Annotated in this window: 24 protein-coding genes and 1 pseudogene; 15 read left to right on the forward strand and 10 right to left on the reverse strand. The window is 40.8% G+C overall.

What is annotated here, in order from left to right; translation table 11 throughout:
• Window positions 1-143 precede the first annotated feature (143 nt).
• Together HPY74_11480 and HPY74_11485 are read left to right on the forward strand one after the other, a co-directional pair.
• Window positions 144-1,025, forward strand: coding sequence for a ParB/RepB/Spo0J family partition protein (locus HPY74_11480; protein ID NSW91270.1), 882 nt, complete (start codon window positions 144-146; stop codon window positions 1,023-1,025).
• A gap of 1 nt (window position 1,026) precedes the next feature.
• The gene (locus HPY74_11485) at window positions 1,027-1,632 is read left to right on the forward strand and encodes a helix-turn-helix domain-containing protein (protein ID NSW91271.1); all 606 of its coding nucleotides are present in this window, start codon (window positions 1,027-1,029) and stop codon (window positions 1,630-1,632) included.
• A gap of 110 nt (window positions 1,633-1,742) precedes the next feature.
• On the opposite strand, the gene HPY74_11490 is transcribed toward HPY74_11485, so the two are convergent.
• From HPY74_11490 to HPY74_11515, 6 genes are all read right to left on the reverse strand, one after another.
• The gene (locus HPY74_11490; protein ID NSW91272.1) at window positions 1,743-2,762 is read right to left on the reverse strand and encodes a tyrosine-type recombinase/integrase; all 1,020 of its coding nucleotides are present in this window, start codon (window positions 2,760-2,762) and stop codon (window positions 1,743-1,745) included.
• On the reverse strand, window positions 2,749-3,753 hold the full coding sequence (locus HPY74_11495) for a tyrosine-type recombinase/integrase (GenBank protein ID NSW91273.1): 1,005 nt from the start codon (window positions 3,751-3,753) through the stop codon (window positions 2,749-2,751). The genes HPY74_11490 and HPY74_11495 overlap by 14 nt, the downstream gene beginning before the upstream one ends.
• The gene (locus HPY74_11500) at window positions 3,743-4,966 is read right to left on the reverse strand and encodes a tyrosine-type recombinase/integrase (protein NSW91274.1); all 1,224 of its coding nucleotides are present in this window, start codon (window positions 4,964-4,966) and stop codon (window positions 3,743-3,745) included. Before HPY74_11500 ends, HPY74_11495 begins: the two co-directional genes overlap by 11 nt.
• 146 nt (window positions 4,967-5,112) lie before the next feature.
• The gene (locus HPY74_11505; protein ID NSW91275.1) at window positions 5,113-5,757 is read right to left on the reverse strand and encodes a helix-turn-helix domain-containing protein; all 645 of its coding nucleotides are present in this window, start codon (window positions 5,755-5,757) and stop codon (window positions 5,113-5,115) included.
• Window positions 5,720-6,601 (reverse strand): ParB/RepB/Spo0J family partition protein, encoded by an 882-nt coding sequence (locus HPY74_11510; GenBank protein NSW91276.1) that lies wholly within the window; start codon window positions 6,599-6,601, stop codon window positions 5,720-5,722. Before HPY74_11510 ends, HPY74_11505 begins: the two co-directional genes overlap by 38 nt.
• A 123-nt stretch (window positions 6,602-6,724) precedes the next feature.
• Window positions 6,725-7,327, reverse strand: a complete 603-nt coding sequence (locus HPY74_11515) for a hypothetical protein (GenBank protein ID NSW91277.1) — start codon at window positions 7,325-7,327, stop codon at window positions 6,725-6,727.
• Window positions 7,328-7,603: 276 nt separating this feature from the next.
• Between HPY74_11515 and HPY74_11520 the strand changes: the two genes are divergently transcribed.
• Both HPY74_11520 and HPY74_11525 read left to right on the forward strand, forming a co-directional pair.
• Window positions 7,604-9,241 (forward strand): extracellular solute-binding protein, encoded by a 1,638-nt coding sequence (locus HPY74_11520; protein ID NSW91278.1) that lies wholly within the window; start codon window positions 7,604-7,606, stop codon window positions 9,239-9,241.
• Between the two features lie 239 nt (window positions 9,242-9,480).
• The gene (locus HPY74_11525; protein NSW91279.1) at window positions 9,481-9,936 is read left to right on the forward strand and encodes an FAD-dependent oxidoreductase; all 456 of its coding nucleotides are present in this window, start codon (window positions 9,481-9,483) and stop codon (window positions 9,934-9,936) included.
• Window positions 9,937-10,009: 73 nt separating this feature from the next.
• Here the strand turns inward: HPY74_11525 and HPY74_11530 are convergent, their stop codons facing one another.
• From HPY74_11530 to HPY74_11540, 3 genes are all read right to left on the reverse strand, one after another.
• Complete coding sequence (locus tag HPY74_11530; protein NSW91280.1) at window positions 10,010-10,606, reverse strand: transposase; 597 nt, start codon at window positions 10,604-10,606, stop codon at window positions 10,010-10,012.
• Window positions 10,603-11,322 carry a transposase gene (locus tag HPY74_11535; protein NSW91281.1) on the reverse strand — a complete coding sequence of 240 codons (720 nt, stop codon included), beginning with the start codon at window positions 11,320-11,322 and terminating at the stop codon, window positions 10,603-10,605. The genes HPY74_11530 and HPY74_11535 overlap by 4 nt, the downstream gene beginning before the upstream one ends.
• A 460-nt stretch (window positions 11,323-11,782) precedes the next feature.
• Window positions 11,783-13,081: an IS701 family transposase gene (locus HPY74_11540; GenBank protein NSW91282.1), complete on the reverse strand. Its 1,299-nt coding sequence runs from the start codon at window positions 13,079-13,081 to the stop codon at window positions 11,783-11,785.
• A 436-nt stretch (window positions 13,082-13,517) separates the two neighbouring features.
• Between HPY74_11540 and HPY74_11545 the strand changes: the two genes are divergently transcribed.
• The 10 genes from HPY74_11545 (at window position 13,518) to HPY74_11590 (ending at window position 24,257) form a co-directional block, all read left to right on the forward strand.
• Window positions 13,518-14,882 (forward strand): extracellular solute-binding protein, encoded by a 1,365-nt coding sequence (locus HPY74_11545; GenBank protein ID NSW91283.1) that lies wholly within the window; start codon window positions 13,518-13,520, stop codon window positions 14,880-14,882.
• Window positions 14,883-14,992: 110 nt separating this feature from the next.
• Window positions 14,993-15,874 carry a sugar ABC transporter permease gene (locus tag HPY74_11550; protein NSW91284.1) on the forward strand — a complete coding sequence of 294 codons (882 nt, stop codon included), beginning with the start codon at window positions 14,993-14,995 and terminating at the stop codon, window positions 15,872-15,874.
• 4 nt (window positions 15,875-15,878) lie between these two features.
• Entirely contained in the window at window positions 15,879-16,718 is an 840-nt protein-coding gene (locus HPY74_11555) for a carbohydrate ABC transporter permease (protein ID NSW91285.1), read from the forward strand.
• Window positions 16,719-16,764: 46 nt separating this feature from the next.
• A complete protein-coding gene (locus HPY74_11560) occupies window positions 16,765-18,006 on the forward strand; it encodes a Gfo/Idh/MocA family oxidoreductase (GenBank protein NSW91286.1) in 1,242 nt (413 codons plus the stop codon).
• 17 nt (window positions 18,007-18,023) lie between these two features.
• Window positions 18,024-19,046 carry a Gfo/Idh/MocA family oxidoreductase gene (locus HPY74_11565; protein ID NSW91287.1) on the forward strand — a complete coding sequence of 341 codons (1,023 nt, stop codon included), beginning with the start codon at window positions 18,024-18,026 and terminating at the stop codon, window positions 19,044-19,046.
• Between the two features lie 20 nt (window positions 19,047-19,066).
• Window positions 19,067-19,921, forward strand: a complete 855-nt coding sequence (locus HPY74_11570; protein NSW91288.1) for a sugar phosphate isomerase/epimerase — start codon at window positions 19,067-19,069, stop codon at window positions 19,919-19,921.
• Window positions 19,922-20,836, forward strand: a complete 915-nt coding sequence (locus tag HPY74_11575; GenBank protein NSW91289.1) for a glycyl-radical enzyme activating protein — start codon at window positions 19,922-19,924, stop codon at window positions 20,834-20,836.
• 44 nt (window positions 20,837-20,880) lie between these two features.
• Entirely contained in the window at window positions 20,881-21,939 is a 1,059-nt protein-coding gene (locus HPY74_11580; GenBank protein ID NSW91290.1) for a Gfo/Idh/MocA family oxidoreductase, read from the forward strand.
• A gap of 25 nt (window positions 21,940-21,964) precedes the next feature.
• Window positions 21,965-24,127: a formate acetyltransferase gene (locus HPY74_11585; protein ID NSW91291.1), complete on the forward strand. Its 2,163-nt coding sequence runs from the start codon at window positions 21,965-21,967 to the stop codon at window positions 24,125-24,127.
• Entirely contained in the window at window positions 24,120-24,257 is a 138-nt protein-coding gene (locus HPY74_11590; protein ID NSW91292.1) for a hypothetical protein, read from the forward strand. The genes HPY74_11585 and HPY74_11590 overlap by 8 nt, the downstream gene beginning before the upstream one ends.
• A 30-nt stretch (window positions 24,258-24,287) precedes the next feature.
• Here HPY74_11590 and HPY74_11595 read toward each other — a convergent pair whose 3' ends face one another.
• On the reverse strand, window positions 24,288-25,301 hold the full coding sequence (locus tag HPY74_11595) for an IS701 family transposase (protein NSW91293.1): 1,014 nt from the start codon (window positions 25,299-25,301) through the stop codon (window positions 24,288-24,290).
• 281 nt (window positions 25,302-25,582) lie between these two features.
• Between HPY74_11595 and HPY74_11600 the strand changes: the two are divergent.
• A pseudogene (locus HPY74_11600) lies at window positions 25,583-25,949 on the forward strand (IS110 family transposase).

The raw sequence follows: 25,949 nt of genomic DNA on the forward strand, positions 1-25,949 counted from the left end.
GCATAATATACACAAAATGATTGAATTTACATATATTAGCAAACAAAAAGTGAAACACCAGCAACGCCACCGGAAGTGATATATTGAAAATACGGCAGAAAATATCTGCCATTTGTACAAAAAAAGTTGAGGTGGTGAAAAAAATGATTCCGGCAATTAATAAAACAGAGGATTTAATAAATTCGGGTGAAATCCTCTATTTGCCATGCAGTAAACTTAAGGACCATCCCCTGCATTTTGAATTCTATACACAATCCCATCTTGAAGGGCTTGTTTGTTCCATACGGGAGGCAGGGCTTTTGGAACCTATAGTAGTGTGTCCTTTAGATGATGACAACTACAGGATACTTAGCGGGCACTATAGGATACGCGCAGTAAGAAGGCTTAAATGGAAAAAAGTCTTATGCAGGGTGGTAAAATGTGATAGTCGTCTTTCCTGCGTGATTTACTGTACGTCAAACCTTCTTACCCGTGGACTTAGCGCTATGGAGGAGGCATACATGATATCCCGCCTTGTTTCACAGGAGAAATTTACTCTGGCCGAGATAGGTAAGATGTGGGGTAAGAGCAAATCATGGGTGTCAAGAAGGCTTGGTCTTCTTACCCACCTTGATGCAAAGTTAAAAAAAGAGATGGGGATGGGATATTTAAGTCCACGTATAGCACAGGAATTAATGCGGTTGCCCCAGGGCAACGACCAGGAGAAAGTCCTTAAAATTATCCGAAAGGGATATATGAATAAGGACGAAGCTGCACAATTGGTAACATGGTGGCTTAATGCCAATGAGGATGATCGAAGGGTTGTTGAAGAAAATGGCTTTTCACCTGTAAATATTGGTGACAGTAACAAGGTTAAAACAGTAGCAGCCAATTTATCGAAGTGTGCAGGTATTTTGGAACAGCTGATACATATCGTAAAGCGGCAGAGAGTTATTGAATGGTGGCCTATGGATGAGTACTCTTCTTTTAGGGAGGTATCAGAACAGCTTGACAAATTACTTACTGAACAACTGGTGGGGGTATAGGATGCGGCGTACATACAATGACAGGCTTAAGAAGAAAGAATTCAGGATGAATATTGTAAACCGGATAAAAGATCTTACCCCCAAGGAACGTTCAAAAATGATTGAGCAGATCTTACTGGAAAAGCACACAATACCCTATGCTAAAAGAGACACATTAAGCAGGACCACTATATACCGCTGGCTAAAAGAATTTAAGGAAAACAGTGATGCAGGTACTGCACTTATGGGTAAGGTACGCTCTGATAGGGGTAAATTCAAAGCCCTTACCGATGAACAGAAGAAGGCATTGATAAGATGGCGCTTTGATGGCCCTTACAGGACGTTACAGGATTTGAGGGAAGAGCTTATGGAACATGAATCCACATTGTCAGACCCCATACCTTCGGAATCGACAATTGGCAGGTTTTTAAGGTCACAAGGCCTCTCACGGTCCGAACTTGTAAAGGGCACCAAACCAGAGGGTATACGGCTTGCGTTTGAGGCTGAATACCCTCAGCAGATATGGATGGCAGATACCAAGGGTCCTAACGTATATGTACAAGACCCTGAAAACCCAGGGAAGAAAGTGGCTGCAAAACCTATTGTACTGATTGATGACAACCTATGAAAAGCTTTTCATAGGTTGTCATATGGAAAGTGTGAGACTATGGAAAGTCATCAAACTACAAAACTATTCTCACGGTATTTTTCATTTTTTTGACTTTCCATAGTTCAAAGCTACCTTCGAAAAGCTTTCAGGAATTCTGTCAGATTCTCTTTCTCTGATTCAGTGTAATACGTGAAACCTTCTGTATAATTTTTAGAATTTTTTTCTATAGCTTTTCTCAGAAACTCAGGATTTGTCTTAGCATAGTGTTCCGTGGTAACTATAGACGAGTGCCCTAAGAAATCACGGATATAAATAAGGCTTACATCGCTGAGAAGCATATTTGTAGCTTTTGTATGCCTCATGACATGGGCTGTCACATGGGTGGAAAAGTACCCCGGATTATGTAGGCGTGCAAGCTTAACATATTTATCCAGGATATAATTGACTCCGGGTCTTGTCAGCGGTTCTCCTTTTTTATTCACAAATAAATGCCTGTTTCCATTTGAGCAGTCAATCCTGTTGGATTTGTAATAAGCTTTTATGATTCTTGCTGTTTCGGCAGATACCGGTACAAGCCGCATCTTTTTTCCTTTTCCAGTTATTTTTATCGTGGCAGTTCTCGACAGGTTGATGTCCTCAATTTTAAGACTGGTCAACTCACTTACCCTTGCGCCGCTATCATATAGCACTACCATAATTGCGAGATCTCGGATTCCTTCTCTCGTACGTATGTCTGGTTCTGCAAACAACATTTTTACTTCTACGTCAGAAAGATGTGATGGTGGTTTTTTATCACATTTTTTCATCGGAATGCTTAGAATATCATGACATAGTGCGGACTGTTCCGGCATCTGCATCTGGACATACCTAAAAAATGAGTGTATTGCCGTAAGTCTAAGGTTTCGGGTCTTTACACTTGACTTCATTTTTTCCTCCAGCCATTGGCAATACCCGCATATTAAATCCCTGTTTATACTTTTAAAAGAAATCCGGTCAGGTTGAATTCTATACATATCCTTGCAGTATCTGAAGAACAAGAGAAAGGCATCGCTGTAGGATGCTATGGAATTATCGCTTAATCCGCGTTGAAGCTTCAGATACTGGCTAAAGAAAGAAGTGAGGCAATCAGGAAAATCAGTCTTCATCATTCCATTCCACCTCCGGTATCATGCCTTCTACCAGCTTGCTACCGGAAGATGCGATTTCATCCATCCTGAACTGTGGAAGCCAGAGATAACGCTCTGTCTCACGGATCCCCTTATGTCCGAGATAGGCAGAAAGTAACGGAAGCGTACAATATAAATCCATTCCAGATTCCTTCATTTTTTCCATGGCTTTCACAGAAAAATTATGTCTCAGGTCTTGTACCCTTGGATGCCTACCACTGGTAAGTTGCGGAAGTCCTGCATGTTTAAAGATATTCATAATGGTTGCTCTGGCATTTCCACGGTTATATCGTCCCCCATCCGGAGCTTCAAAAACATATCTTTCCGAACAGACTGTATTTCCATACCGATTGCTTATATACTTACTGAGGACCTTATTCATGGATGCCGACATGGCAACAACCCGGCTTTTGGATTTCTTTGACTTATCAATATACAGTGTCGCTGATTCCATATCGATATCCTTTATCCTGAGATTAAGTGCTTCCGACAGCCGCAGACCGCAGGAATAAAGAAGGCGAATAAGTACCGGATATATCATGTGATAAAAAGGATATCTGCTAATAGGTGGGAGGTGGTCTGCTAGCGAAAATACCGAATTCATCTCGGAATCCGTAAATAAATATGGTACAAAAGTCTTTTCTTCTTTATGTATACTGAGTTCGGGATAAATATAGGCATCAATTCCCCGCCAGGATAAATATAAGGCCAACTGCCTTAGGAGACTGATTCTCCTTGACTGGGTAGAATACTGCTCATGAGGACGTTTTTTCACCAGATTCTCTACCATTTCTTTTGTAAGGGCCGGTTCTTTAACACCATAATTGTTCAATTCCCTATTTATGGCACGAAGTACATACTCTGCTGAGTCTACATATTTAAGGCCACAGCTTCTTTTATAGTAAATGAATTCGAGAATTAGTTTCGTAAAAACACCTTTATCAAACTCAGGCATTCTTATCTCATTCTTCATAAGGCACCTCCAGCGACAGCTTTCTAAGTTGCTCCGTATCCATCCAGAGATACCGTGTTGTGATTTCCGTGCTGCTGTGACCAAGGATTCCTGATATGACAGGAAGAGGCGTACCCTCTTTCAACAGGTTTGAGGACAGGCTATGGCGCATAGAATGCATTCCATGGCGCTTTCCGTTTGTATTGATATTAGCTTTCCTCATATATTTATTGATCATGGCATACAGGGTTGATCCCGAATATGCACTACCGCGATTGGCTCCCATGTGTACGAATAACAGTTCTGAGTCAGTAGCAGGCCTGGCATGCTTAAGATAATCTGCCAGTGCGTAAGCTAGAAGTTCTGTGATGGGGAGATTTTCTATACTGCCGGTTTTTTCTTGCCGGAAGATGATATGTCTGCCCTCCAGGCATACCCCCTCCAGTTTCATGTGGCAGATATCCGATCTGCGCATCCCCAACTGTATTGCGAGCAAAAGCATCACATAATCACGTTTTCCATACTTTGTGGAACGGTCTACCACTGCTAGAATCCTGTTAATTTCCTCTGTACTGTATGTTGAAGGAAGTCTTTCATGTTTATTGCTGTAAATTCTTGTTATAAGCCTTGATGCACCGGACTTAACTGCACCAATACTATCGGCAAAAACTAGAAAATCACGTAGTGTAAACTGGATATTACTTCTCGCGATAGATGTATACTTAGAAGATAGGAATAGGTAAAAATTAGCGATTACCTGAAAATCAACATCTTCAAGCCTAATACCTTGGAGGTCAAGATAACGCAAGAATACCCGTATACGGGATAGCTTGGTTTCTAAAGTTTTTTCCTTCTGTCCTTTCTTCGATAGATGTTTACTGTATGCTTCCAGTATTTTAATAAAGCGGTCTGGAACGAATGGCTCCTCAAAAATGTAGTTTTTCTTGACTTTATTTCCCAGTGACAAATCATTTAGTACTTTTAATGCTCGAATCTTCTGCATACCGTATTTATCTGGTTTAGTGGAAGGATCTATTCCTGTAAGCTGGTAAAAGAATTCATACCCAAGCTCAATGGAATAATATTGTACCTGTTTTTCATGTGCATACTTTAGTAGTTTATGCCATATCCAACTGTAAAAATTGATGCTGACTGTAGAGTAATAGTTCATGGAGATGTATTGGATTGCATCTCGTACCAATTCATCAATTCTTTTTTCCTGCTGTTGTTTCATGATTCTTACCTCCTAATATTTTGATAAGGTAAGAATACACTATAACTATGGAAAGTAAAACTGTATAAATGCTATAAAATACAAAACTAAGAAAACCAACTTTCCATAGTCTCACACTTTCCATATGACAACCTATGAAAAGCTTTTCATAGGTTGTCATCAATCAGTACAATAGGTTTTGCAGCCACTTTCTTCCCTGGGTTTTCAGGGTCTTGTACATATACGTTAGGACCCTTGGTATCTGCCATCCATATCTGCTGAGGGTATTCAGCCTCAAACGCAAGCCGTATACCCTCTGGTTTGGTGCCCTTTACAAGTTCGGACCGTGAGAGGCCTTGTGACCTTAAAAACCTGCCAATTGTCGATTCCGAAGGTATGGGGTCTGACAATGTGGATTCATGTTCCATAAGCTCTTCCCTCAAATCCTGTAACGTCCTGTAAGGGCCATCAAAGCGCCATCTTATCAATGCCTTCTTCTGTTCATCGGTAAGGGCTTTGAATTTACCCCTATCAGAGCGTACCTTACCCATAAGTGCAGTACCTGCATCACTGTTTTCCTTAAATTCTTTTAGCCAGCGGTATATAGTGGTCCTGCTTAATGTGTCTCTTTTAGCATAGGGTATTGTGTGCTTTTCCAGTAAGATCTGCTCAATCATTTTTGAACGTTCCTTGGGGGTAAGATCTTTTATCCGGTTTACAATATTCATCCTGAATTCTTTCTTCTTAAGCCTGTCATTGTATGTACGCCGCATCCTATACCCCCACCAGTTGTTCAGTAAGTAATTTGTCAAGCTGTTCTGATACCTCCCTAAAAGAAGAGTACTCATCCATAGGCCACCATTCAATAACTCTCTGCCGCTTTACGATATGTATCAGCTGTTCCAAAATACCTGCACACTTCGATAAATTGGCTGCTACTGTTTTAACCTTGTTACTGTCACCAATATTTACAGGTGAAAAGCCATTTTCTTCAACAACCCTTCGATCATCCTCATTGGCATTAAGCCACCATGTTACCAATTGTGCAGCTTCGTCCTTATTCATATATCCCTTTCGGATAATTTTAAGGACTTTCTCCTGGTCGTTGCCCTGGGGCAACCGCATTAATTCCTGTGCTATACGTGGACTTAAATATCCCATCCCCATCTCTTTTTTTAACTTTGCATCAAGGTGGGTAAGAAGACCAAGCCTTCTTGACACCCATGATTTGCTCTTACCCCACATCTTACCTATCTCGGCCAGAGTAAATTTCTCCTGTGAAACAAGGCGGGATATCATGTATGCCTCCTCCATAGCGCTAAGTCCACGGGTAAGAAGGTTTGACGTACAGTAAATCACGCAGGAAAGACGACTATCACATTTTACCACCCTGCATAAGACTTTTTTCCATTTAAGCCTTCTTACTGCGCGTATCCTATAGTGCCCGCTAAGTATCCTGTAGTTGTCATCATCTAAAGGACACACTACTATAGGTTCCAAAAGCCCTGCCTCCCGTATGGAACAAACAAGCCCTTCAAGATGGGATTGTGTATAGAATTCAAAATGCAGGGGATGGTCCTTAAGTTTACTGCATGGCAAATAGAGGATTTCACCCGAATTTATTAAATCCTCTGTTTTATTAATTGCCGGAATCATTTTTTTCACCACCTCAACTTTTTTTGTACAAATGGCAGATATTTTCTGCCGTATTTTCAATATATCACTTCCGGTGGCGTTGCTGGTGTTTCACTTTTTGTTTGCTAATATATGTAAATTCAATCATTTTGTGTATATTATGCTAATAGGTGGATCCAGGCCTGATAATATTGTCTTTAACGGTCTTATATATTTGTAAAACAGCGTACAAAAATGGTATTCAAACCTTAAATTTGCAAGGGGTAAAAGCAGTTCTCTTAATGCAGTTTCACGCCGGAGGGTATGCTCATATATGGACTTTTCAGGCGGCCAGACTGAAACTTCAGGTTCCTCTTTGTTTGAGGGTAAATATCTGTTTTTAAGCTCCTTGATACTGTCTCTTATTTTATTGTCACTGTCGGCAATACTTTTACCAAGTCCATGTATAGCCTTGTAAATTGTACTGTGCGCTATTATATTATTCTCATAACAGAATTTTTGAGGTATCTTTCTTAAGGAAAGACCTGATGTTTCGTAGACAAAGGCAATGAAAATCAGTGCTGTCAGTGTAAGCGTTGTGCCTTTAATGATAAACGATGGGTACACCCTATATTTTTTACCGCAGATTTCACATTTAACAATAAATATATTAACCTGAACAGGATAAAGCCTTATTCTTTCCCACTGGCCATATTCCCAGTCATAAGGTATGTCAATTTCCCATCTCCATATGGAATACTGCTTCACTAATGAAAAATTGCCATAGGAGGAACATAACTTGCATTCAAGTTCGGCATTTATTATATTTAATATATTTTTCGAATTTTTACTATTCCAACTACTGCAATTTTCCGATATAATATACATAGATGTTATGGTGTTTTTATTTTTTATATCGGAAAAAGCAGAAATTTTCTTCTGCTTTTTTTTATGAAATTTTATCCGGTTTCAAATAGGGTGATTTGATCATCTCTTACAGTACCAAAAAAAGCGACCGGTAACAAGAAAGGAGAAAAATTAAAGATGAAGAAGTTTATAGCATTGATGTTGGCAATGGTTTTAACGGCAGCATTGTTTGTTGGTTGCAGCAAAAGTAATACTGATGGTAGCGATCAAGGAGAGGGTAAGAAAACTGATAGCAGCCAAGAGGAGGTTAGCAAAGAAGAACAATTGCCGGCTAACTTTAACCCTACGGGTTTTCCCATTGTGAAAGAGAAGATAACCTTGAAGATGATGGGACCCAAAGCTGCTATTCAAGTGCCCTGGGATCAAATGGACGTTTTCAAGAAAATGGAAGAATTAACTAACATACATTTCGAATTTGATACTCCTCCAGCTGAAAATTATGCTGAGAAGAAGAACCTGGCCTTTGCCAGCGGCGAGTTGCCCGATGTATTCTTTGGTCGCGGCTCAGTAACACTAGAAGATGAAACCACTTATGGTGCCCAAGGGGTCTTAATCTCTTTAGAGAGCCTTATAGACAAGTATGCACCGAATTTAAAAAAGCTATTTGAACAAATGCCCACTATAAGGAGGGTAATTACCGCTGTCGATGGGCATATATACTCATTGCCCAGCGGTACAGACTTACCGATGAATTTGACTACAAAGATATGGATAAACCAGAAATGGCTGGACGCTCTGGGGTTGAAGATGCCTAATACCACCGATGAATTATATGAGGTATTGAAAGCCTTTAAGGCCAATGATCCTAATGGTAATGGCAAGGCTGATGAGATTCCGATGTCTTCAGTTAAGATGAATGATATTAGAGGTGGTATGCTAGCTGCTTTTGGTTTTGTGTCAGCACGGTTTGATGTTAAGGACGGAAAGGTTATATATGTGCCGATGGATCCGGCATATAAGGAATATTTAGCTTATATGAATAGGCTTTATAGAGAAGGCTTATTGGATAACGAGACGTTTTCACAAACAGAGCAGGCGTTAACCGCTAAAGGCAATGAAGGCAAGGTGGGTGTATTCACACATGCTGGACCGTTTTTGGTAGTAAAGGTGGAAGAGAATAATAGTTACCCGGCTTTACCGCCGCTTACCAGTAACGTTAACAACAAAAAAATATGGCCTAAGAATTATGAGGTTGGGACTACTGCTTTTGCCATAACCAATATGAATAAATACCCTGAAGCAACCATGAGATGGGTAGATTACCTATACAGCGAAGAAGGTGCCGTATTATTCCATAATGGTGTAGAAGGCAAGCATTGGAGATGGGTGGACGTAAATGGAGAGAAGCAATGGGAGCGCATAACGCCACCGGATAAAGCCAACCCCGAGGAATGGCGTGCTACTGCTACGCCCAATTGTGGCACAGGAACACCTGAGATATGGTTTAAGAGCTTTGCTGAAAAGCAGAAAGATCCGTTAAATGCTTTTATCAGAAAAGAGGTCGCTGAAAAATACGAACCGTACTTTACTTATGTTTTTCCGCCGGTGCGTTTTACAACCGAGGAGCAGAAACAGGTAACGGCTATAGTAAGCGATCTGGAAAGCTATGTGAGCCAAATGGAGGCCAAGTTTATTACAGGTGTTGAGCCATTGACAAATTGGGATAATTATGTTGATACTATCAAGAAAATGAATGTAGAACAATTGCTGAAACTTTACCAGACGGCCTATGATAGGTGGAATAGTATAAAATAAAACTACAGCAACTAATGATCCGCTTAATACTAAAAGCGGATCATTAGTCCATTTTATAAGGAGGACAAAATGAGTGCACCAAGCGAAACTTGTCAGTTCTTACCGGTGAAAGTCCGGATTAGGCAAAGGATAGCCACCAGCCTAACACCTATACCACATGCAAAAGGCCACCTGAAATCAAACATAATATCTATATCTTCAGTAGTAATGTATAAGTGAGTATTGGTGAGGAGCCGGATGTGGGAAAACCACAAGTCCGGTTCTGTGAGGGGCGTAATAAGTCTCTCACGTTGATGAATAGAAGTTTATTAACGAAAGGAAGAGATTTAGATATGTCTGCTCGACGGCTATATGATGATACTATGTTGGTAAAAGTGCATGATAAATACGATGTCATTGTTGCCGGTGGAGGTCCTGCCGGTATAGGAGCGGCCATTGCTGCAGCCAGAAACGGTGTGAAGACCTTGTTGGTGGATCGATACGGTTTTTTAGGCGGTATGTGGACTGTCGGCCTCATCAACCCACTATTCGATCATAGAAATAAAGGCGGTATATTGGAGGAGATGATCGAGCACTTAAAGGAAAGAGGAGCTTGGGGAGGTTTTATAGGGAGCTGTTTTAATTATGAGGTTGTAAAAGTTTTGCTAGACGAAATGATAGTCCAGGCAGGAGTAACACCGCTTTATCATACGTAAGTGCTCAATAAGTCGGGGTAACTAAAAATAGGCACCACAAAAGAGCATAGTAATAAAGAAGGATTTCCCCCTACTATGCCTTCTGATTTATTAATTCTGCTAGCCTTGGTAGTTCCATTTTATGCGAAAAAATATCTTTAACATAACTAAAAAAATTGACTCCAAGCTTTTTGCATGTTGCAGAAATTGTAAGATAATTCTCCCAGGCTGTTGAACCTTCTGCTGTTTTTGTACCTGAACTTATTTTCGTTTTTACCACAAGTTCCCTTAAACCATTTTCCGATAAATTGTTATGTAGTGGTATTTCCGGGTGTTCAAGCACCGTCAAAAGCTGAGTCTTTTTTTCTTTAGTCTGCATAATCCTTTCATCAAGTACATCATACCCTGTCTTGGTACCGAATAACTTGTCAAATTCCTCTGATAATTCTATTTTAAGGTTTTCTGAAGGATTTTTTTTATAGGCTTTTAATCTTTCATAATACTGCTTTATTTGAGACTTGAAATCCTCAATTAACTTAATGTTTTTAAGGAATATGGATTTTATTTTCTTATAATGTCTGTATTCATGTACCCAGCATAATCCTCTTTCTTCAGTAATTTTGTCAAACTGCCCTGCATCATCACTGATAAGAATACTGAAAACCGGCTTCTTTGATCCATTCTGTATCACTTTTTTGCGGTAGGTCTGTTCTTTCTCTCGTTAATAAAATATACAGAATAATATGGGTTGCAAACAATCTGTGCATAGCAGTTTTTACCTGCAACACGAAATCCTGTATCATCAGTTTGCTGATATGTGGTACTCTTAAGCCCTGCCTTATATATCTCTGATTTTTCATTTGAAAGTATCTCTGCATTTTCCTTGATTAATATATTCGATAATGTACCTTCCGACATAATAATTCCAAACTCTTCAAGCAGCTTTACTATTTTATTCTCGGTTATACGGTAATCAAAGTATAATACTGCACATAAAGCCTTAAGATTCGCTCCAAAATCAGTATCCTCCACACCCTCAGGGAATTCAGCTGTATAGGTCTTATGTTCAGAAGGAGAATAATACTTTTCCCTTTTATAGAGTACGTTGTCTGTTTTTATCAGTATCTCTTGGACTATTTTTTCTTCATAGCCTTTAAATTCCGCATCTTCAGGAAGAGTCGACCTGTCAATCTTAATTATTTCTTCCCGGTCTATTTTTATTTTGTCTTTCTTGCTCCCCTTTGTCCAGTTCTTCCTTTGTGGAGGGTTGATGTTGTCATCATCGTCATCCTTGTTCTTCTTGTTAGATGCTTTAATTCTCGGCTTGCCTTTTTCTCCTTTTAACACTGCCAGCTCATTTTTGAGTTGTTGAACCTCTTCCCTGAGTTCACAAACTTCTATATACAATTTATCCACAGTGTTTATTAGAAGATTGATTGTCATCTCAGCCAGAAACGGGTCTCTGCTGACTTTCTTTACATCTATTTCACGTATTTTATTAATTGTATTATTATCTATTCTCTTTATTTTTTACACCAATCTTTGTGTATCTGCACGAAATCATAACACATGTGTATCCTGATTATCCAGTCCGTCTATACCAAAATATAACATCAATGCTTGAATTATCGAATTCCTACTTCCTCTTATTTTATTTTTCAAAGCACGAATTAAAGTTAAATTTTTTTGATTTTCCCCGAGCTATTGAGCACTTACCTGGATTAAACCTAAAAAATGGAATTTAAGTAATGCGCGAAAAATACAAAAAAAAGCGAATTGTACATTTATAAAGATATATCTTTGTGGTTTAATTGATTTAGGAACTTCTTAATAATAATACTACAGCGATACATGCACCTTGAAAAGTTCATAATGTAGTACTAGGGCTGATATAATGAGCATATTTGCTTGGGGAAGTGTCAAAACCGGCAGTTTTTTTTAATCGTATCTGGAGTTCCTGAACAAACAAATGTGCAAGAAATACAAAAAGCATATGGCGGTACCATGAATTCCACGATCTGGATTCACAATGGTCCATCCCTAGATAGCTTTTACATTCCTCGAAACACTGCTCGATTGGCCAGCTCATGGTTGCAACCTTGTGCAACTGCTCCGGCGATATATCCACCGGTGCATTGCATAACGAATATTTGATTCGTCCATCGGCATAGCGTCTGATATAGAGCCATACACCATTGACAGGAAGGTTGTCCCGGCATTCGACTACCCTGAGGCATTTGACTTCAGCTATGATTGGGCCTTTGGCACCTTCGCCCAGAAAGACCTTAGACCAAGGTATATTCGCATCCTCGGCGATGGTCGATACAGGCACCGGTGGGACAGAAGGCCTTTTCTTCAGGTCTCTTCTCCCTCTGCTACTGTATTCAGGGGTAACCATGACCGGCATCTTCGTAAATACGGTAGTGTTGGCATGAACGTCTGCAAAATAGTAGAGGCTATCGGGTATGGAGTCCAAAAACTCCTTATCGTTGCCGAAGAAACTGTCAACGCCGATCCATTTGGCAGGGAACAAGCCGGAAGCTACTGCGTTTTGGATCATCTCGGAGGCCAGTTGTGTTTTTGTCTTGAATAAAAGGTCGTCTGGCACTCCGCATCTTTCCCTGCGTCCTGCATAATCGTCGCCAAACCACTTCTCTGGCATGTAAAGCGACCGGTCAATCAACCCGTAACCTTTACTGCTGGAATAACCGACAAATACACCGACCTGACAGTTTTCGGTCTTACCCAGGCTACCATAGTATTGACGGGCCACACCCACAGATTCCGTCCCTTTCTTTGGCATATCGCATCCATCGGCATTGATCATGCCGTCCGGATCACAGATGAGGGAGGAAAGACGTTTACGGTAGGTTAAAAGCATCTCTGCATCATCCCAAATGCCATCCTTGGAGAAGTTCTGCATTCCCCGTACCGCTTCCTTGCCCTCGTACCGGATAGCGATGGGCTCGATTGATTTACAGCCCAGGTCGCTCAACAGGCCTTTGACATAACATTCCCCATGGATCCGTTGCTCCGATCGGGCATAGCAGTGGCCAAATTCGGCAAGGTATTCGTCTAAAAGATTCCCAAGACATCCTACGGTTTCTGCGGTAATACCCGACTCCGTGAGGATATCGGGACTCCAGTCCGGCTTCTGCAGCATCATGTTCGGCACCCTCTCACGCACATTTTTGAGGGAAGGGTGATGGGAGGTGCTCCTTATATCATGGATAAAGCCTTTGTTTATTACGTATATATAAACCCCTTTGCGGTTGCCGTGATAGACAAACGACTTTCCTAGTTTGGAGAAACCTTTGGTCTCCCCAAGCAATGACCAATTGGTAGCCAGATAACAAGTACCCAAATTATGTGAAGCTTCACATAATTTGGGTTATGTTGAGAAAAGTATTATGCAAAGTAGAGGGTTAAAATCTGCATAAAATGCACACTTCAACCCTCAAGAACTTCACATAATATTCTAGAAATCCTCAATACAATTATACATTATGAATTTGTCAATTATCCCATTTTCGTAGTAATGTTCATACCTATTTATATGGCGCTGTAGTAATAATAACCTTATTTAAGAGGAGGTACAATTAATGGGTAGTGTCTTTAAACGAGTTTTGGTGTTTGTATTAGTTCTATTATTCATTTCCTCGGTTTTTGCAGCATGTGGTCAGGGAACAGCCCAGAAAGATGAGGAAAAGGATATTTCGCAGACTGCCCCAAGCGAAACAAAGCAGGGGGAAGCTGTGAAACCAAGTGAACCCGTAAAGCTTTCGGTACAGTGTTGGGGCTCATCAAACCTTGTTCAATCCTATATGGAAGCCTTGTATGATGCTTTTCCGGAGTATAAGAGCAAGGTTGCATTTGACTACATTATTGGCGGACAGGGTGATGCAGAGTCTATTGAAAAGTTCAGGCTGGCTTTAGCTGCAAAGGATAATATACCTGATATTCTTCAAATAAACTCTACGCAGTTCTACGAATTTGCTAAAGGCGGCATGCTGGTGGATATATCCGCTGATATACAGCCTTATAAGGAGGACATTCTGAAGGGTGCGCTTACAGCGATGGAATGTAACGGAAAGTATTATTCCTTCCCGCAGATGATAAAGACCAAGGTCTGGTACTACAGAAAAGATATTTTTGATGAAGTGGGAATCGATGTAAACAGTATCAAAACTGTAGATGATTTTATTGCTGCAGGTAAGAAGATAAAGCAAAAGTATCCGGACAAATACATCATCAATATTGGTCCCCGGGTTGATAACACCCTTATTCAAACTCTTATCTCGTCTAATGATTCTGCTTTCATAGATGAGAAAGGAAATTACATTGTTACTCAAAATAAAGGAATAAGGGAAGTTTTTGATATCTATAAAAAGCTCAAGACCTCTGATGTATGCCTGAATGTCAACTTTTGGACCCCTGATGGTGATAAGGCATTTGCGGATGGTAAAATAGTGTCCATCCTGAGTGCCGCATGGATGAACGAACATCTTCCCAACTGGGCACCCGACCAGGCAGGCAAATGGGCTTGTGCTCTATGGCCTGAAGCGATTAGACAGGGCAGTGAGTCGGGTGCAGGAATGTTTGTTATACCAGCATCTTCGGCGAATAAAGATGCGGCGAAAGATGCGATGGTTAAATGGGGATTTACCAAGGAAGCAAATATTGCTCTGTTTAAAAGGTTGAAGAGGATTCCCATTGTTAAATCTGCCTTAAGCGATCCGGCGATGAAAACACCTGATAAATACTTCGTCGGTACTACACACTTTGACACATGTGTTGCTGCAATGGACTTTTTCAAAATATTCCCCTATACACCAAAATCAAACCTGGAATTTCAGATCATAAGAGATCAGATAAGTTCTTACTGCCAAGGGGATATCGATCTTGAAACAGCCTTGAAAAATGCTGAAGAAGCAATGAAGACCCAAATTGGTAATCCTTTGGAATAATTACGCAGCAAGGGTATTATAGAGATTTACCTTAAGAAGGTACTGCAGTTGGTCTTCCGGCTACAGGAGCTTGAAGACCAGCTGCTGATAAAAAAGTGGGGGTTGTCTGGATGCAAGAGGTCGTAAAGAGAAGATTTAAGCTTAGTGATAGTGTGGTTGCCTACCTTTTCATATTACCGTTTCTTATATCCTTTATCGTTTTTTTTCTTATTCCTGCCGCCTATTCTCTGGTCCTGAGCTTTTATAAATATAAAGGCTATGGAGAAATGAGGTTTGTAGGCTTGCAAAATTATGTAAATCTGTTGAAGTATAAGTTTTTCTGGAAAACTATAGACAATACATTTTTTTACTTTTTTGCACACCTTGTGCCTGTTATGGTGATTTCCTTCCTGCTTGCCCTAGCAGTAAAGTCAAAGTATATAGGAGAATTCAGCAAGGTATACAAGCCTATTATATTTTTGCCGCAAATGACAGCAATTGTGGCAGCTTCATTGATATGGAGGGTTATTTTTTCAACTAAATCAGGAGTCATAAATCAGATAATCAGGGCTGAAATTCCATGGCTTGAAGACACAAGCCTTATGAGATGGTCGGTTGTTGTTTTAGTCTCATGGCGGGCCATAGGATGGTTTATGGTAATATTTCTGGCAGGATTGACCAGTATAAGTGATGAAGTAATTGAAGCTTCGATAATTGATGGGGCAAATCCCTTTCAAAGAATGACAAGAATATTGCTTCCCCTCATGAAGCCCTTTTTCTCATTTGCATTCTTTATGGACATTATCGGCTCTTTAAAAATATTCGCCGAACCCAATTTGCTGATTTCCGGAAAAGACTTTGCTCCACCGGAAGCAGCATCCATTATAAACATTCTGGTGTTGAACCTGAGAGACGGTAATTTTGGTATGGCTTCTGCAGTTGGTTGGTTACTATTTTTAACTATTTTTATTATTACCATGATGCAGTTAAAATTATTTAAGGAGGCGAACTAGTTGTATGATTGGATATAAAACTATAAAAACTACATTACTCCATCTCATAATGATCATGGTAGTCTTTATCTGCCTTTATCCGTTGTTTATCATGGTTGCAGGATCATTCAAATCAGCGGGGGAACTGGCGTCTAATCCTGCAGGCTTTCCTTCGGTTGTAAGTTTCATCAATTACACCAGGCTCATGAATTTTAATGCGGGGATTATTACAAGAACTTTTTTTAATTCCATATATATATCATGCACATACACCTTGATTTCGCTGCTTTTGTCTTCTTTGGCAGCCTTTGCATTTGCCAAATATGAATTCAGGCTAAAAGAAGCCATTTTCATAGGGATACTGATAACCATGATGATTCCAGGCGAGCTTTTGATGCCTCCGTTATACCTGATGTTCTCAAAAATCAGATGGTTGAACACGTACAAGGTACTGATACTGCCGGGAACTGCCAATGTGTTTGCACTTTTTATGCTCAGGCAATATATATCCCAGATTCCCAACTCATTGCTTGAGGCGGCAAGGATGGACGGAGCCGGACATCTGTGCTTGTATAAAAACATTATTGTTCCCGTTGCTTCACCTGCTCTTGGCGCACTTGCCATATTGGTTTTCCTGGGTAAATGGAATGATTACCTGTATCCTAAAATCATGATTATGAATGAAAAGTATTTGCCCATAATGGTAATGCTTCCGATTTTAAGCGAGAAACACTCAATATTCTCCATCCCTTGGGAGCTTGTACTTACCGGGTGTGTGATCGTGACAACTCCTTTAATTGTGATTTTCCTTCTTTTCCAGGAAAAGTTCATGTCTAGTGTGGCCATTGGTGCTGTAAAAGAGTAATTGAATAAGAAAAACTTTATACATTAACTTGTTTGGGAGGTAAATTATGGAGAGATTGCGTTTGGGGTTTATCGGATGTGGGCATATCGCATGTGCTCATATGAAAGGATACAAAATTCTTAAGGACAACGGGCTGTTCGGAAATACCAGCATCACAGCCTTGTGTGATAGTGATGAAAACAGGGCGGCTGCGCTTGTGCAAAGGGACGAGGGGCCAGAACCTGTTGAAGCCGTGGGCCCAAAGGGAGACCCTATGGAAACTGAAAGGACTTATGTTTCGGACATCCAGAATGACAAACCTGATATTTATACAGATTACAGGGAATTGCTCAAGAGTGATTCGGTTGATGCTGTGGTAATAATGACACCTGTGCATACTCATCATGAAATAGCACTGGAAGCGATAAAAAATGGTAAGCATGTATTTATTGAAAAGCCGATGGCTATTACCGTAAAAGCAGCGAAAAAAATTGTTGAGACTGCAAATACTGCAGGGGTAGTACTTGGCGTGGCAGAAACTGCAAGGCATTGGACTTCAGCAAGGCTTACGCGATGGGCTGTCGAAAGCAATATTATCGGACAGCCTCAGACTGCAATTGGAATAAATATTGGCGGATACTGGTCACCTGATAAAATTGTTGCCAATACGCCATGGAGGCATAACAAGCTTACTGCCGGAGCCGGTGCTTCACTGGATGTGTTTGTACATGATTTTCACAAGCTTCGCTATGCATTTGGTGATATTGAAGAGGTATATGCTGTAGTAAAGAGTTTGGAGCCCACAAGAATACAAAGAGATGGTAACGGCAGTATTATTAACAAAATAGAGAGTAATACAGATGATACTGTATGGTGCATCGTTAAGTTCAAAAATGGAGCTGTAGGTCAACTACTGTTTTCATGGGCCGGAAGAGGAGCAGAGACATATTTGCCAAGTACTTTCTATGGTACTAAAGGTTGTATAAAAGGTGATATGCTTTATACAAACGAAGGAGAGTGCAAAAATATAAAGGATTATTTCTTCACAAATGCCAGCATGGAAATCAGAGAAAGGTTTTATCCCAAAGGCATTGTAGATTGCTTCGCTCTTGAAGCTCTCGATTTTATAAGCTCGGTACGTGAAGCTAAAAAACCTGAAACCAGCGGTGAAGAGGGCCTTCTTGACATAGCTTCTGCCTATGCCCTGATAGAATCGTCGAGAACCGGCAAGCCTGTAAAGTTGGACGAAGTGATTTCAATGAAACTTTCAGGCTATGAAGAAGAGCTCAACAATTACTATAAAATATGAGGGGGTCGAAAGACACTATGGCTGATATCGTAAAAATTGCTATTGCAGGACTTGTACATGACCATATAATGTTTTGGCTTGATAATATAAAAAACCTTAAAGACGGTCAGGTTGTTTGCGTCTATGATGAAAACCTCCCGCTTCTTGAGAAGGTATCGGGGGAATTAAATCTGGATAAATCTAGGCTTTATCAGGATTATAACAAAATGTTCGATAACGAGGACATCGATGCGTGTATCGTGTTCTCCGAAACAAGCAAACATTTTGAGATTGTAAAGATATGCGCGAAAAAAAGGATACACGTAATGCTTGAGAAGCCTATCGGACTTAATGAGCTGGAAGCGGCACAGATGGCGGAGGAGTGCCATAGCTCGGGTATCAAGCTTATGGTTAACTATATAATAGGCTTTAAACCTTCATTGAACTATATAAAAAAGGCAATAGACGACGGGGCTATCGGAAGAGTTTTATCCATGAGGTTTCTTGAAGGCCATAAGGGTCCACAGGCATTTTGCTCAAATTATTTTTGTGAATGGCTGTTTGACAGACAGAAAAATGGTGGGGGTGCAATGATGGATTTCGGCTGCTATGGGGCAGCATTGTTTGCATGGTATCTTGGACTGCCTGATAGTGTAACCGCTGTTACAGGGACTCTTAAGCATACCCACTTGGCGGTGGAAGACAATGCAGTATTGGTGCTTCAATATGGAAATGCTATGGGCACTATAGAAGCAACATGGGCGCAGGATTTAGGCAGCTCCGATATCCAGGTATATGGGGAGGAGGGTGGTATAGTGAAGGACCCTATCTCTCAGGATAGACATTTCATCCGTAAAAGCGGTGGAGAATGGGCGGAAATCAATGCATCGGAAACCCCCTATGGGTTGTCCAACCCGATAGAATACTTTGTCCATTGCATCAGCCGTGATTTGCCGATACAAGGGATATTTGAACCCCAATATTCGGTGATGGCTTCAAAAATTCTCGATGCTGCAAAGGAATCAGCACGAACCGGAAAGACTGTCCATATAAAAAAATAATTGAAAAGGAGTCGGTTAAAGTGAAACTAGCACTACATACATGGAATTTTGAAGAGGAATTTAAAAGTGGAAAATATTCGCTTCTTGATATGCCCGCACTTGCCAGAGAATTGGGATATGACGCCCTGGAGATTATGACATACAATTTTGAATCCTTCGAGAAGGCTTATATTGATTCATTCAGGAAAGCTCTTAATGACAGCAATATTGAGCTGGCTGCCATTGATGTCAGAAACCATGGGTTCGCCGGCGATTGGTGGGAATACAGGAACGACATCTGCATAATCAAGCTTTACTCTCATGTTGCCCATGAACTTGGGTGCCCAACCCTTGTTGTCTTCCTTGGCATTTTTAAGGAAGAGGCTGACAGGGAAAATCAGCTGGAAAAGGATACCGCCGGATTAAGGGAATGTGCGATATATGCAAAAAAACTGGGTGTCAACCTTGCCCTCGAAAACCACAGGGTATACGGCCGTACCTGCTTCCTTGAGGAGGAAGCGGAAGCCAGGGATATTATCAAGGTTATAAAGAATGTAGATTGCGACAATTTGGGTTCTTCACCCGATCCTGACAATTTTTATTATGACCCCCTTTACAGTCTTCCCCTTGAAAAGCAGGAAAAGGCTTATTGTGACTATGAAGAGCTTCTGAATTATGCCCTGCACCTTCATATGAAGGTTTCAAAATTCATTACCCCTGAAAAAAACCTCCTGAACGATGGGGAAAGGCTTGCATCCATCATTAGAAAGAGCGGGTATGATGGTTATATGAGTATTGAGCTTTTTAAACCGGATGTAGATGACAAAATTGATTCACTCAGTAAAGCGGCTGCATTTTATAGGGCTAAACTCAAGTCTGGAAGGAAGGAATTATGAATGGGTAATCACGAGCGGGAGGGTGTTGTGTTTGATATACAGCGCTTTTCAATACACGACGGTCCTGGCATAAGAACGACTGTATTCCTTAAGGGATGTCCTTTGAGGTGCAAATGGTGCCAGAATCCTGAAGGTTTGCATATCAGGAGAGAAATACAGTTTTTTGAGAATAAATGCATAATGTGCAAAAAATGCTTTAATATTTGCCCTGAAGATCTGCACAGGCTTGAAAACGGTCTGCATGTCATAAAACGTGAAGGATGCATGTTGTGCGGCAAATGTGTGAATGAATGCTATTCAGGTGCACTCAGATTTTCGGCGGAATATATGACGGTAGATGAGATCATGGAAGCAGTATCCATAGATAAGGTTTATTATGACTTATCCGGCGGAGGTGTGACAATTTCAGGCGGTGACCCGTTATTTCAATGTAGTTTTACCCTTTCAATCCTCAAGGAATGTAAATCGAGAGGAATCAATACTGCAATAGAAACTTCAGGGCATGGAAAATGGCAAGACTTGAAAAAGCTTGTTGATCATTCGGATATAGTTTTTATCGACTTGAAGCTGTATTCCAACATAAAGCACCGGGAGTTCACCGGTGTTGACAACAGCCGCATACTAAAGAACATAATTCGCCTTGATAATCTCAGAAAACCTTTTATTGTAAGAACCCCGATTGTTCCCGGCGTTAATGACAATGAAACGGAACTTCAGTGTATAGCGGATTTTATTAAAAAACTTACAAATGTAATGTATTGGGAATGGATTCCTTACCATAGGCTGGGTGAAAGCAAGTACAGGGCACTTGGATTGGATATTCATCCATTTTCTAAGGATGGCATGTTGAATAAACAGATATTGAAGGAACTTGCTTCCAAAATTGATTTTGACGGGATAGAACTTAAGCTGTAAATGTTTTTGAATTACTAATTTTACTTGTAAAGGAGTGCAAATGGATGGACAATAAAATTAAGCTGGGTATTATTGGGTGTGGTGATATTGCAACAAAGAAATTTATAAACGCTATTGAGCAGAACAATAACGTTGAACTTATCAGTGTTTGTGATGTTGTAAAAGAAAAGGCAGAACGCTTGTATAAGCAGAAAAAAGCCAGGTCCTTTTATATGGATTACAATGAAATGCTTGAGAAGGAGGATATGGATGCTGTAATCATTTCGACTCCCCATAGCTATCATGCAGGTCCCGCTATCGGTGCCGCAAAAGCGGGGAAACATATCCTTCTGGAAAAACCGATGGCCGTAAATATTGAGGAAGTCGATGCCATTATTAAAGCTGTCAAAGAAAACAATGTAAAATTTGTTCCATTACCTTTTGTTCATAGTCCAGTATTTTTCCGGTGTAAAAAAATGATAGACGAAGGCTGTATAGGGGATGTTGCCGGAGCAGATGCAATATCGATAAGCGGTGGATATCCCCCTTCACCATGGTATCTGTCAAAAAACGCAGGTGTGGGAGCTATAGCTGACCTGGGCATATACAGTATCAGCACGATTATAGCACTGATGGGACATGTGAAAAAATTGTGGTGTGTCAGCGCAAAAACAGTGGAAGATGTTCCTTTCGGCGACGGAGTGAAATATAAACTTGAGCAGGAAGACTGCGCGAGACTTATGCTGTTATTCAGCAGCGGGAAAATAGGCAGCGTAACATGTGGGTGGGCCCATGGGGGAGGCACAAGCAATGTTACTGTTTATGGCAAGAGAGGCATCCTGATTCTGAACGGATGGGAGAACAATCAACTGCTGTATTCTGCCAACGGTAATTCGGACCCAGTAAGTTTGGGACATCATGAGAAGGTGAAATTCCTTGGTATTAATTATAATATTATAGAAAATTTACCCTCCTACGGGGGACCTGCGGTTCAATTTCTCGTGGACGCCATAAGAACAGACAAAGATTTATCTGAATATATTGAGCTTAACAGACATATTATGGATGTCATATTAAAGAGCAGCATTTCGTGCGAAAATGGCACAGTTGTCGAGATGGAATAATGGTGGAATAAAGGAGTGTTTAATTATGGGTAAAAGATGGACTTATAGAAAAAGACTTGAGGTTTTAAAAGAAACCAAGTCTTTGCATACCAAAATAAAACGGAAAATTGAAGGAGACAGGGATACGGATGACTGGGGTCAAATCCCTGCCCCAGATTTTATTTTTAAACCGGAAACAGACCTGCCGGAAGGAAGAATAATGGGACCACTGTGTTGTGCGAAAAATTTCCGCAAGCTGCTTGGACAAATGCCTGTGTATGTGAATAAATACAGTTCAATGCTTGGCGGGTATACGGATGTGTTTTTTAAGTATGTTACCCAGTGGGATCCGGAGGAATACTGGACAGAACTTGCTCCAGCCCAGAAAAAATACAATATTATATGTGGTATCGGAAATAGCCATCACTTTAGTGTTGATTACAAGATAGGTTTTAGATATGGGTTTAAAGGGCTGCTGCAAAAAATCAGGCATTACAGAGCATTGAATTCTTCACCTGTAACGCCCGACTTCTATGACGCTTTGGAAGAGGTAGTATTAGGTATACAGGAATGGATCAGTCGGCACATCAATGAAGCAAGGAGAATGATGGAATTTGAAGAGGATTCCGAGCTTAAACAATTCCTTTGTGAACAGATAGAAGTGAATGAAAGAATATTGAATGATCCTCCTCAAACATTTAGAGAGGCTTGTCAGTGGATTGTATGGTATCAGATGGCAGCCAGGTGTTATAACGGAAGTGGAGCGCTTGGAAGTATAGATCAGCTTCTTTTACCTTTCTATACAAAGGACAAAAAGTCAGGAATTCTTACAGATGAAGAAGCGATATTTCACATAGCATGTTTAAATCTGACCGACCCTCAATATATGCAGATAGGGGGGCTGGATAAGCATGGCAGGGATGCTACCAATCCGCTATCTTTTTTGGTCCTAGAAGCTATTCACCGTCTAAAACTGACAGCAAACCTTGCAGTTGGAGTTCATGACCAATTAAACGAGGAGCTTTTCGATAATGCCGTAAAAATGTTGTTTGAAGATAGAAATGGCAATCCCAGGTTTTTTAGTGCAACAAATATCATCAATGACTATGCGAAAAACGGTATACCAATGGATGATTGCCTTGAGCTATCACAAACAGGTTGCCACTGGTTCAGTATACCGGGTAAGGAGTATTCATTCTGTGATGTTATAAAAGTGAATTTTGCCGCTATATTGAATGTAGCATTCAATGAAATGATGGCTGATACAAATGCAAATCCTTCGCTAGACAAGCTCTGGCTCAAATTTGTGGAGCATCTGAAGACAGCAATTTATGTGGTTGCCAGAGGGATAGATATTCATATGGAAAACAAGCATAGATTTTTCCCTGAACTGGTTCTGGATCTCTTATGCTACGATACGTTGGAAAAGGGGGAGGATGCTTCCCATGGAGCCTTGAAATACAACTTCATATGTGTGGACGGGGCAGCCCTTGCAACTGCTGCCGATTCATTTGCTGCTATTGAAACCAGGATTGAAAATGAAAAAAGAATATCGTTCAAGGAGCTTAAATTCCTTCTTGATACGAATTTTGTAGGAAATGAATCTAAAAGAATGATGATGATGAATGTTCCGGGTTATGGGAGAGGAAATACCTGTGGTGACAAATGGGCTGTAAAAATTGTTAACATTTTTTGTGAAACTGTAAGGGAAAAAAGCACTCCGAACGGTTGGAATATGATCCCCGGCCTATTTTCCTGGGCGAGTACAATTCCTATGGGAAAGGAAGTTGATGCTACCCCGAATGGCAGAAAAGCCAAGGAGCCTATTTCCTTCGGAGCAAATCCCGACCCGGGCGAAATGAAGGGTGGAGGACTTAATCCCATATCTATTTCACAAGCAGTAGCAATGGTTCAGCCTGGTTATGGAAATACAGCCCCTCTTCAACTCGATGTTGACCCTGGCATTCTTTATGATGGTCATGATGGGTTATCAAAATTTAAGGAATTGATCAGGGGACACTTTAAGCAGGGTGGAACCCTAATAAACGTCAATGTGCTTGATAAAAAGCAAATAGAGGAAGCTTATTTGGACAAAGAAAAGTATCCTGACTTAATAGTGCGGGTGACAGGTTTCAGCGCATATTTTGCATCCTTGTCGGATGAGTTTAGAAAATTGGTTTATAATCGCATTGTATCTATGGATGAATAACGAGAGCCCTTATTATGAAGAAAACAACAAGACGGCTTTGAAGGATATGACAAAACCTATGGCGGTAAGTGAATATAAGCTGCTGCAGGAAGTCCCATGTGAGTTGAAGAGTAGTTTGACTACTATTTAGTACTACAGCGATACATGCACCTTGAAAAGTTCATAATGTAGTACTAGGGCTGATATAATGAGCATATTTGCTTGGGGAAGTGTCAAAACCGGCAGTTTTTTTTAATCGTATCTGGAGTTCCTGAACAAACAAATGTGCAAGAAATACAAAAAGCATATGGCGGTACCATGAATTCCACGATCTGGATTCACAATGGTCCATCCCTAGATAGCTTTTACATTCCTCGAAACACTGCTCGATTGGCCAGCTCATGGTTGCAACCTTGTGCAACTGCTCCGGCGATATATCCACCGGTGCATTGCATAACGAATATTTGATTCGTCCATCGGCATAGCGTCTGATATAGAGCCATACACCATTGACAGGAAGGTTGTCCCGGCATTCGACTACCCTGAGGCATTTGACTTCAGCTATGATTGGGCCTTTGGCACCTTCGCCCAGAAAGACCTTAGACCAAGGTATATTCGCATCCTCGGCGATGGTCGATACAGGCACCGGTGGGACAGAAGGCCTTTTCTTCAGGTCTCTTCTCCCTCTGCTACTGTATTCAGGGGTAACCATGACCGGCATCTTCGTAAATACGGTAGTGTTGGCATGAACGTCTGCAAAATAGTAGAGGCTATCGGGTATGGAGTCCAAAAACTCCTTATCGTTGCCGAAGAAACTGTCAACGCCGATCCATTTGGCAGGGAACAAGCCGGAAGCTACTGCGTTTTGGATCATCTCGGAGGCCAGTTGTGTTTTTGTCTTGAATAAAAGGTCGTCTGGCACTCCGCATCTTTCCCTGCGTCCTGCATAATCGTCGCCAAACCACTTCTCTGGCATGTAAAGCGACCGGTCAATCAACCCGTAACCTTTACTGCTGGAATAACCGACAAATACACCGACCTGACAGTTTTCGGTCTTACCCAGGCTACCATAGTATTGACGGGCCACACCCACAGATTCCGTCCCTTTCTTTGGCATATCGCATCCATCGGCATTGATCATGCCGTCCGGATCACAGATGAGGGAGGAAAGACGTTTACGGTAGGTTAAAAGCATCTCTGCATCATCCCAAATGCCATCCTTGGATACGTCAAGTTTTTCTAAAAGCCTCGCCAGTACTACAACGTCAAACTATATCTAAACAATTCACAAACGAGGTGATATAATAGAATAGAGGCTTCGGTATGACTATACTTACAGCAGCTGGAGAAAAAGGCACTGATTATCTCCAGGGAGTTAAGCCTTGCCAAATTTAAGCCTAAGTACAGCTCTACCTAAATTCGTTACCAGATAAAAATCAACCAAGGATAACAATAAGTTTTTAGGTGGCAATATTACTGGACAAACACCAGATGCAGTTTCTTAAAATGATGTTTGAGCACCTTGAGAGTCTCAAAGCGCATCTTTCGGAGGTGGAAAGCCAAATTAATTCATTTATCCGGAAATATGACCATCAAATAGAGCTAATAGATGGTATACTGGGTATTGATAAAACTGCTGCTTCTACCATACTTGCAGAAATCGGCACAGATATGAGTAAATTCAAAACTACTAAACATATTTGTTCATGGGCGGGATTAAGTCCAGGCAATAATGAAAGTGCAGGCAAAAGAAAACGAGTAAGCATCAATAAAGGTAACCCATATATAAAATGCATCCTCTGTGAAGTAGCCTGGATAATAACCCGCCAGAGGAAATCATATC

This window comes from Bacillota bacterium, from assembly GCA_013314855.1.
Classification (GTDB): Bacteria; Bacillota; Clostridia; order Acetivibrionales; family DUMC01; genus Ch48.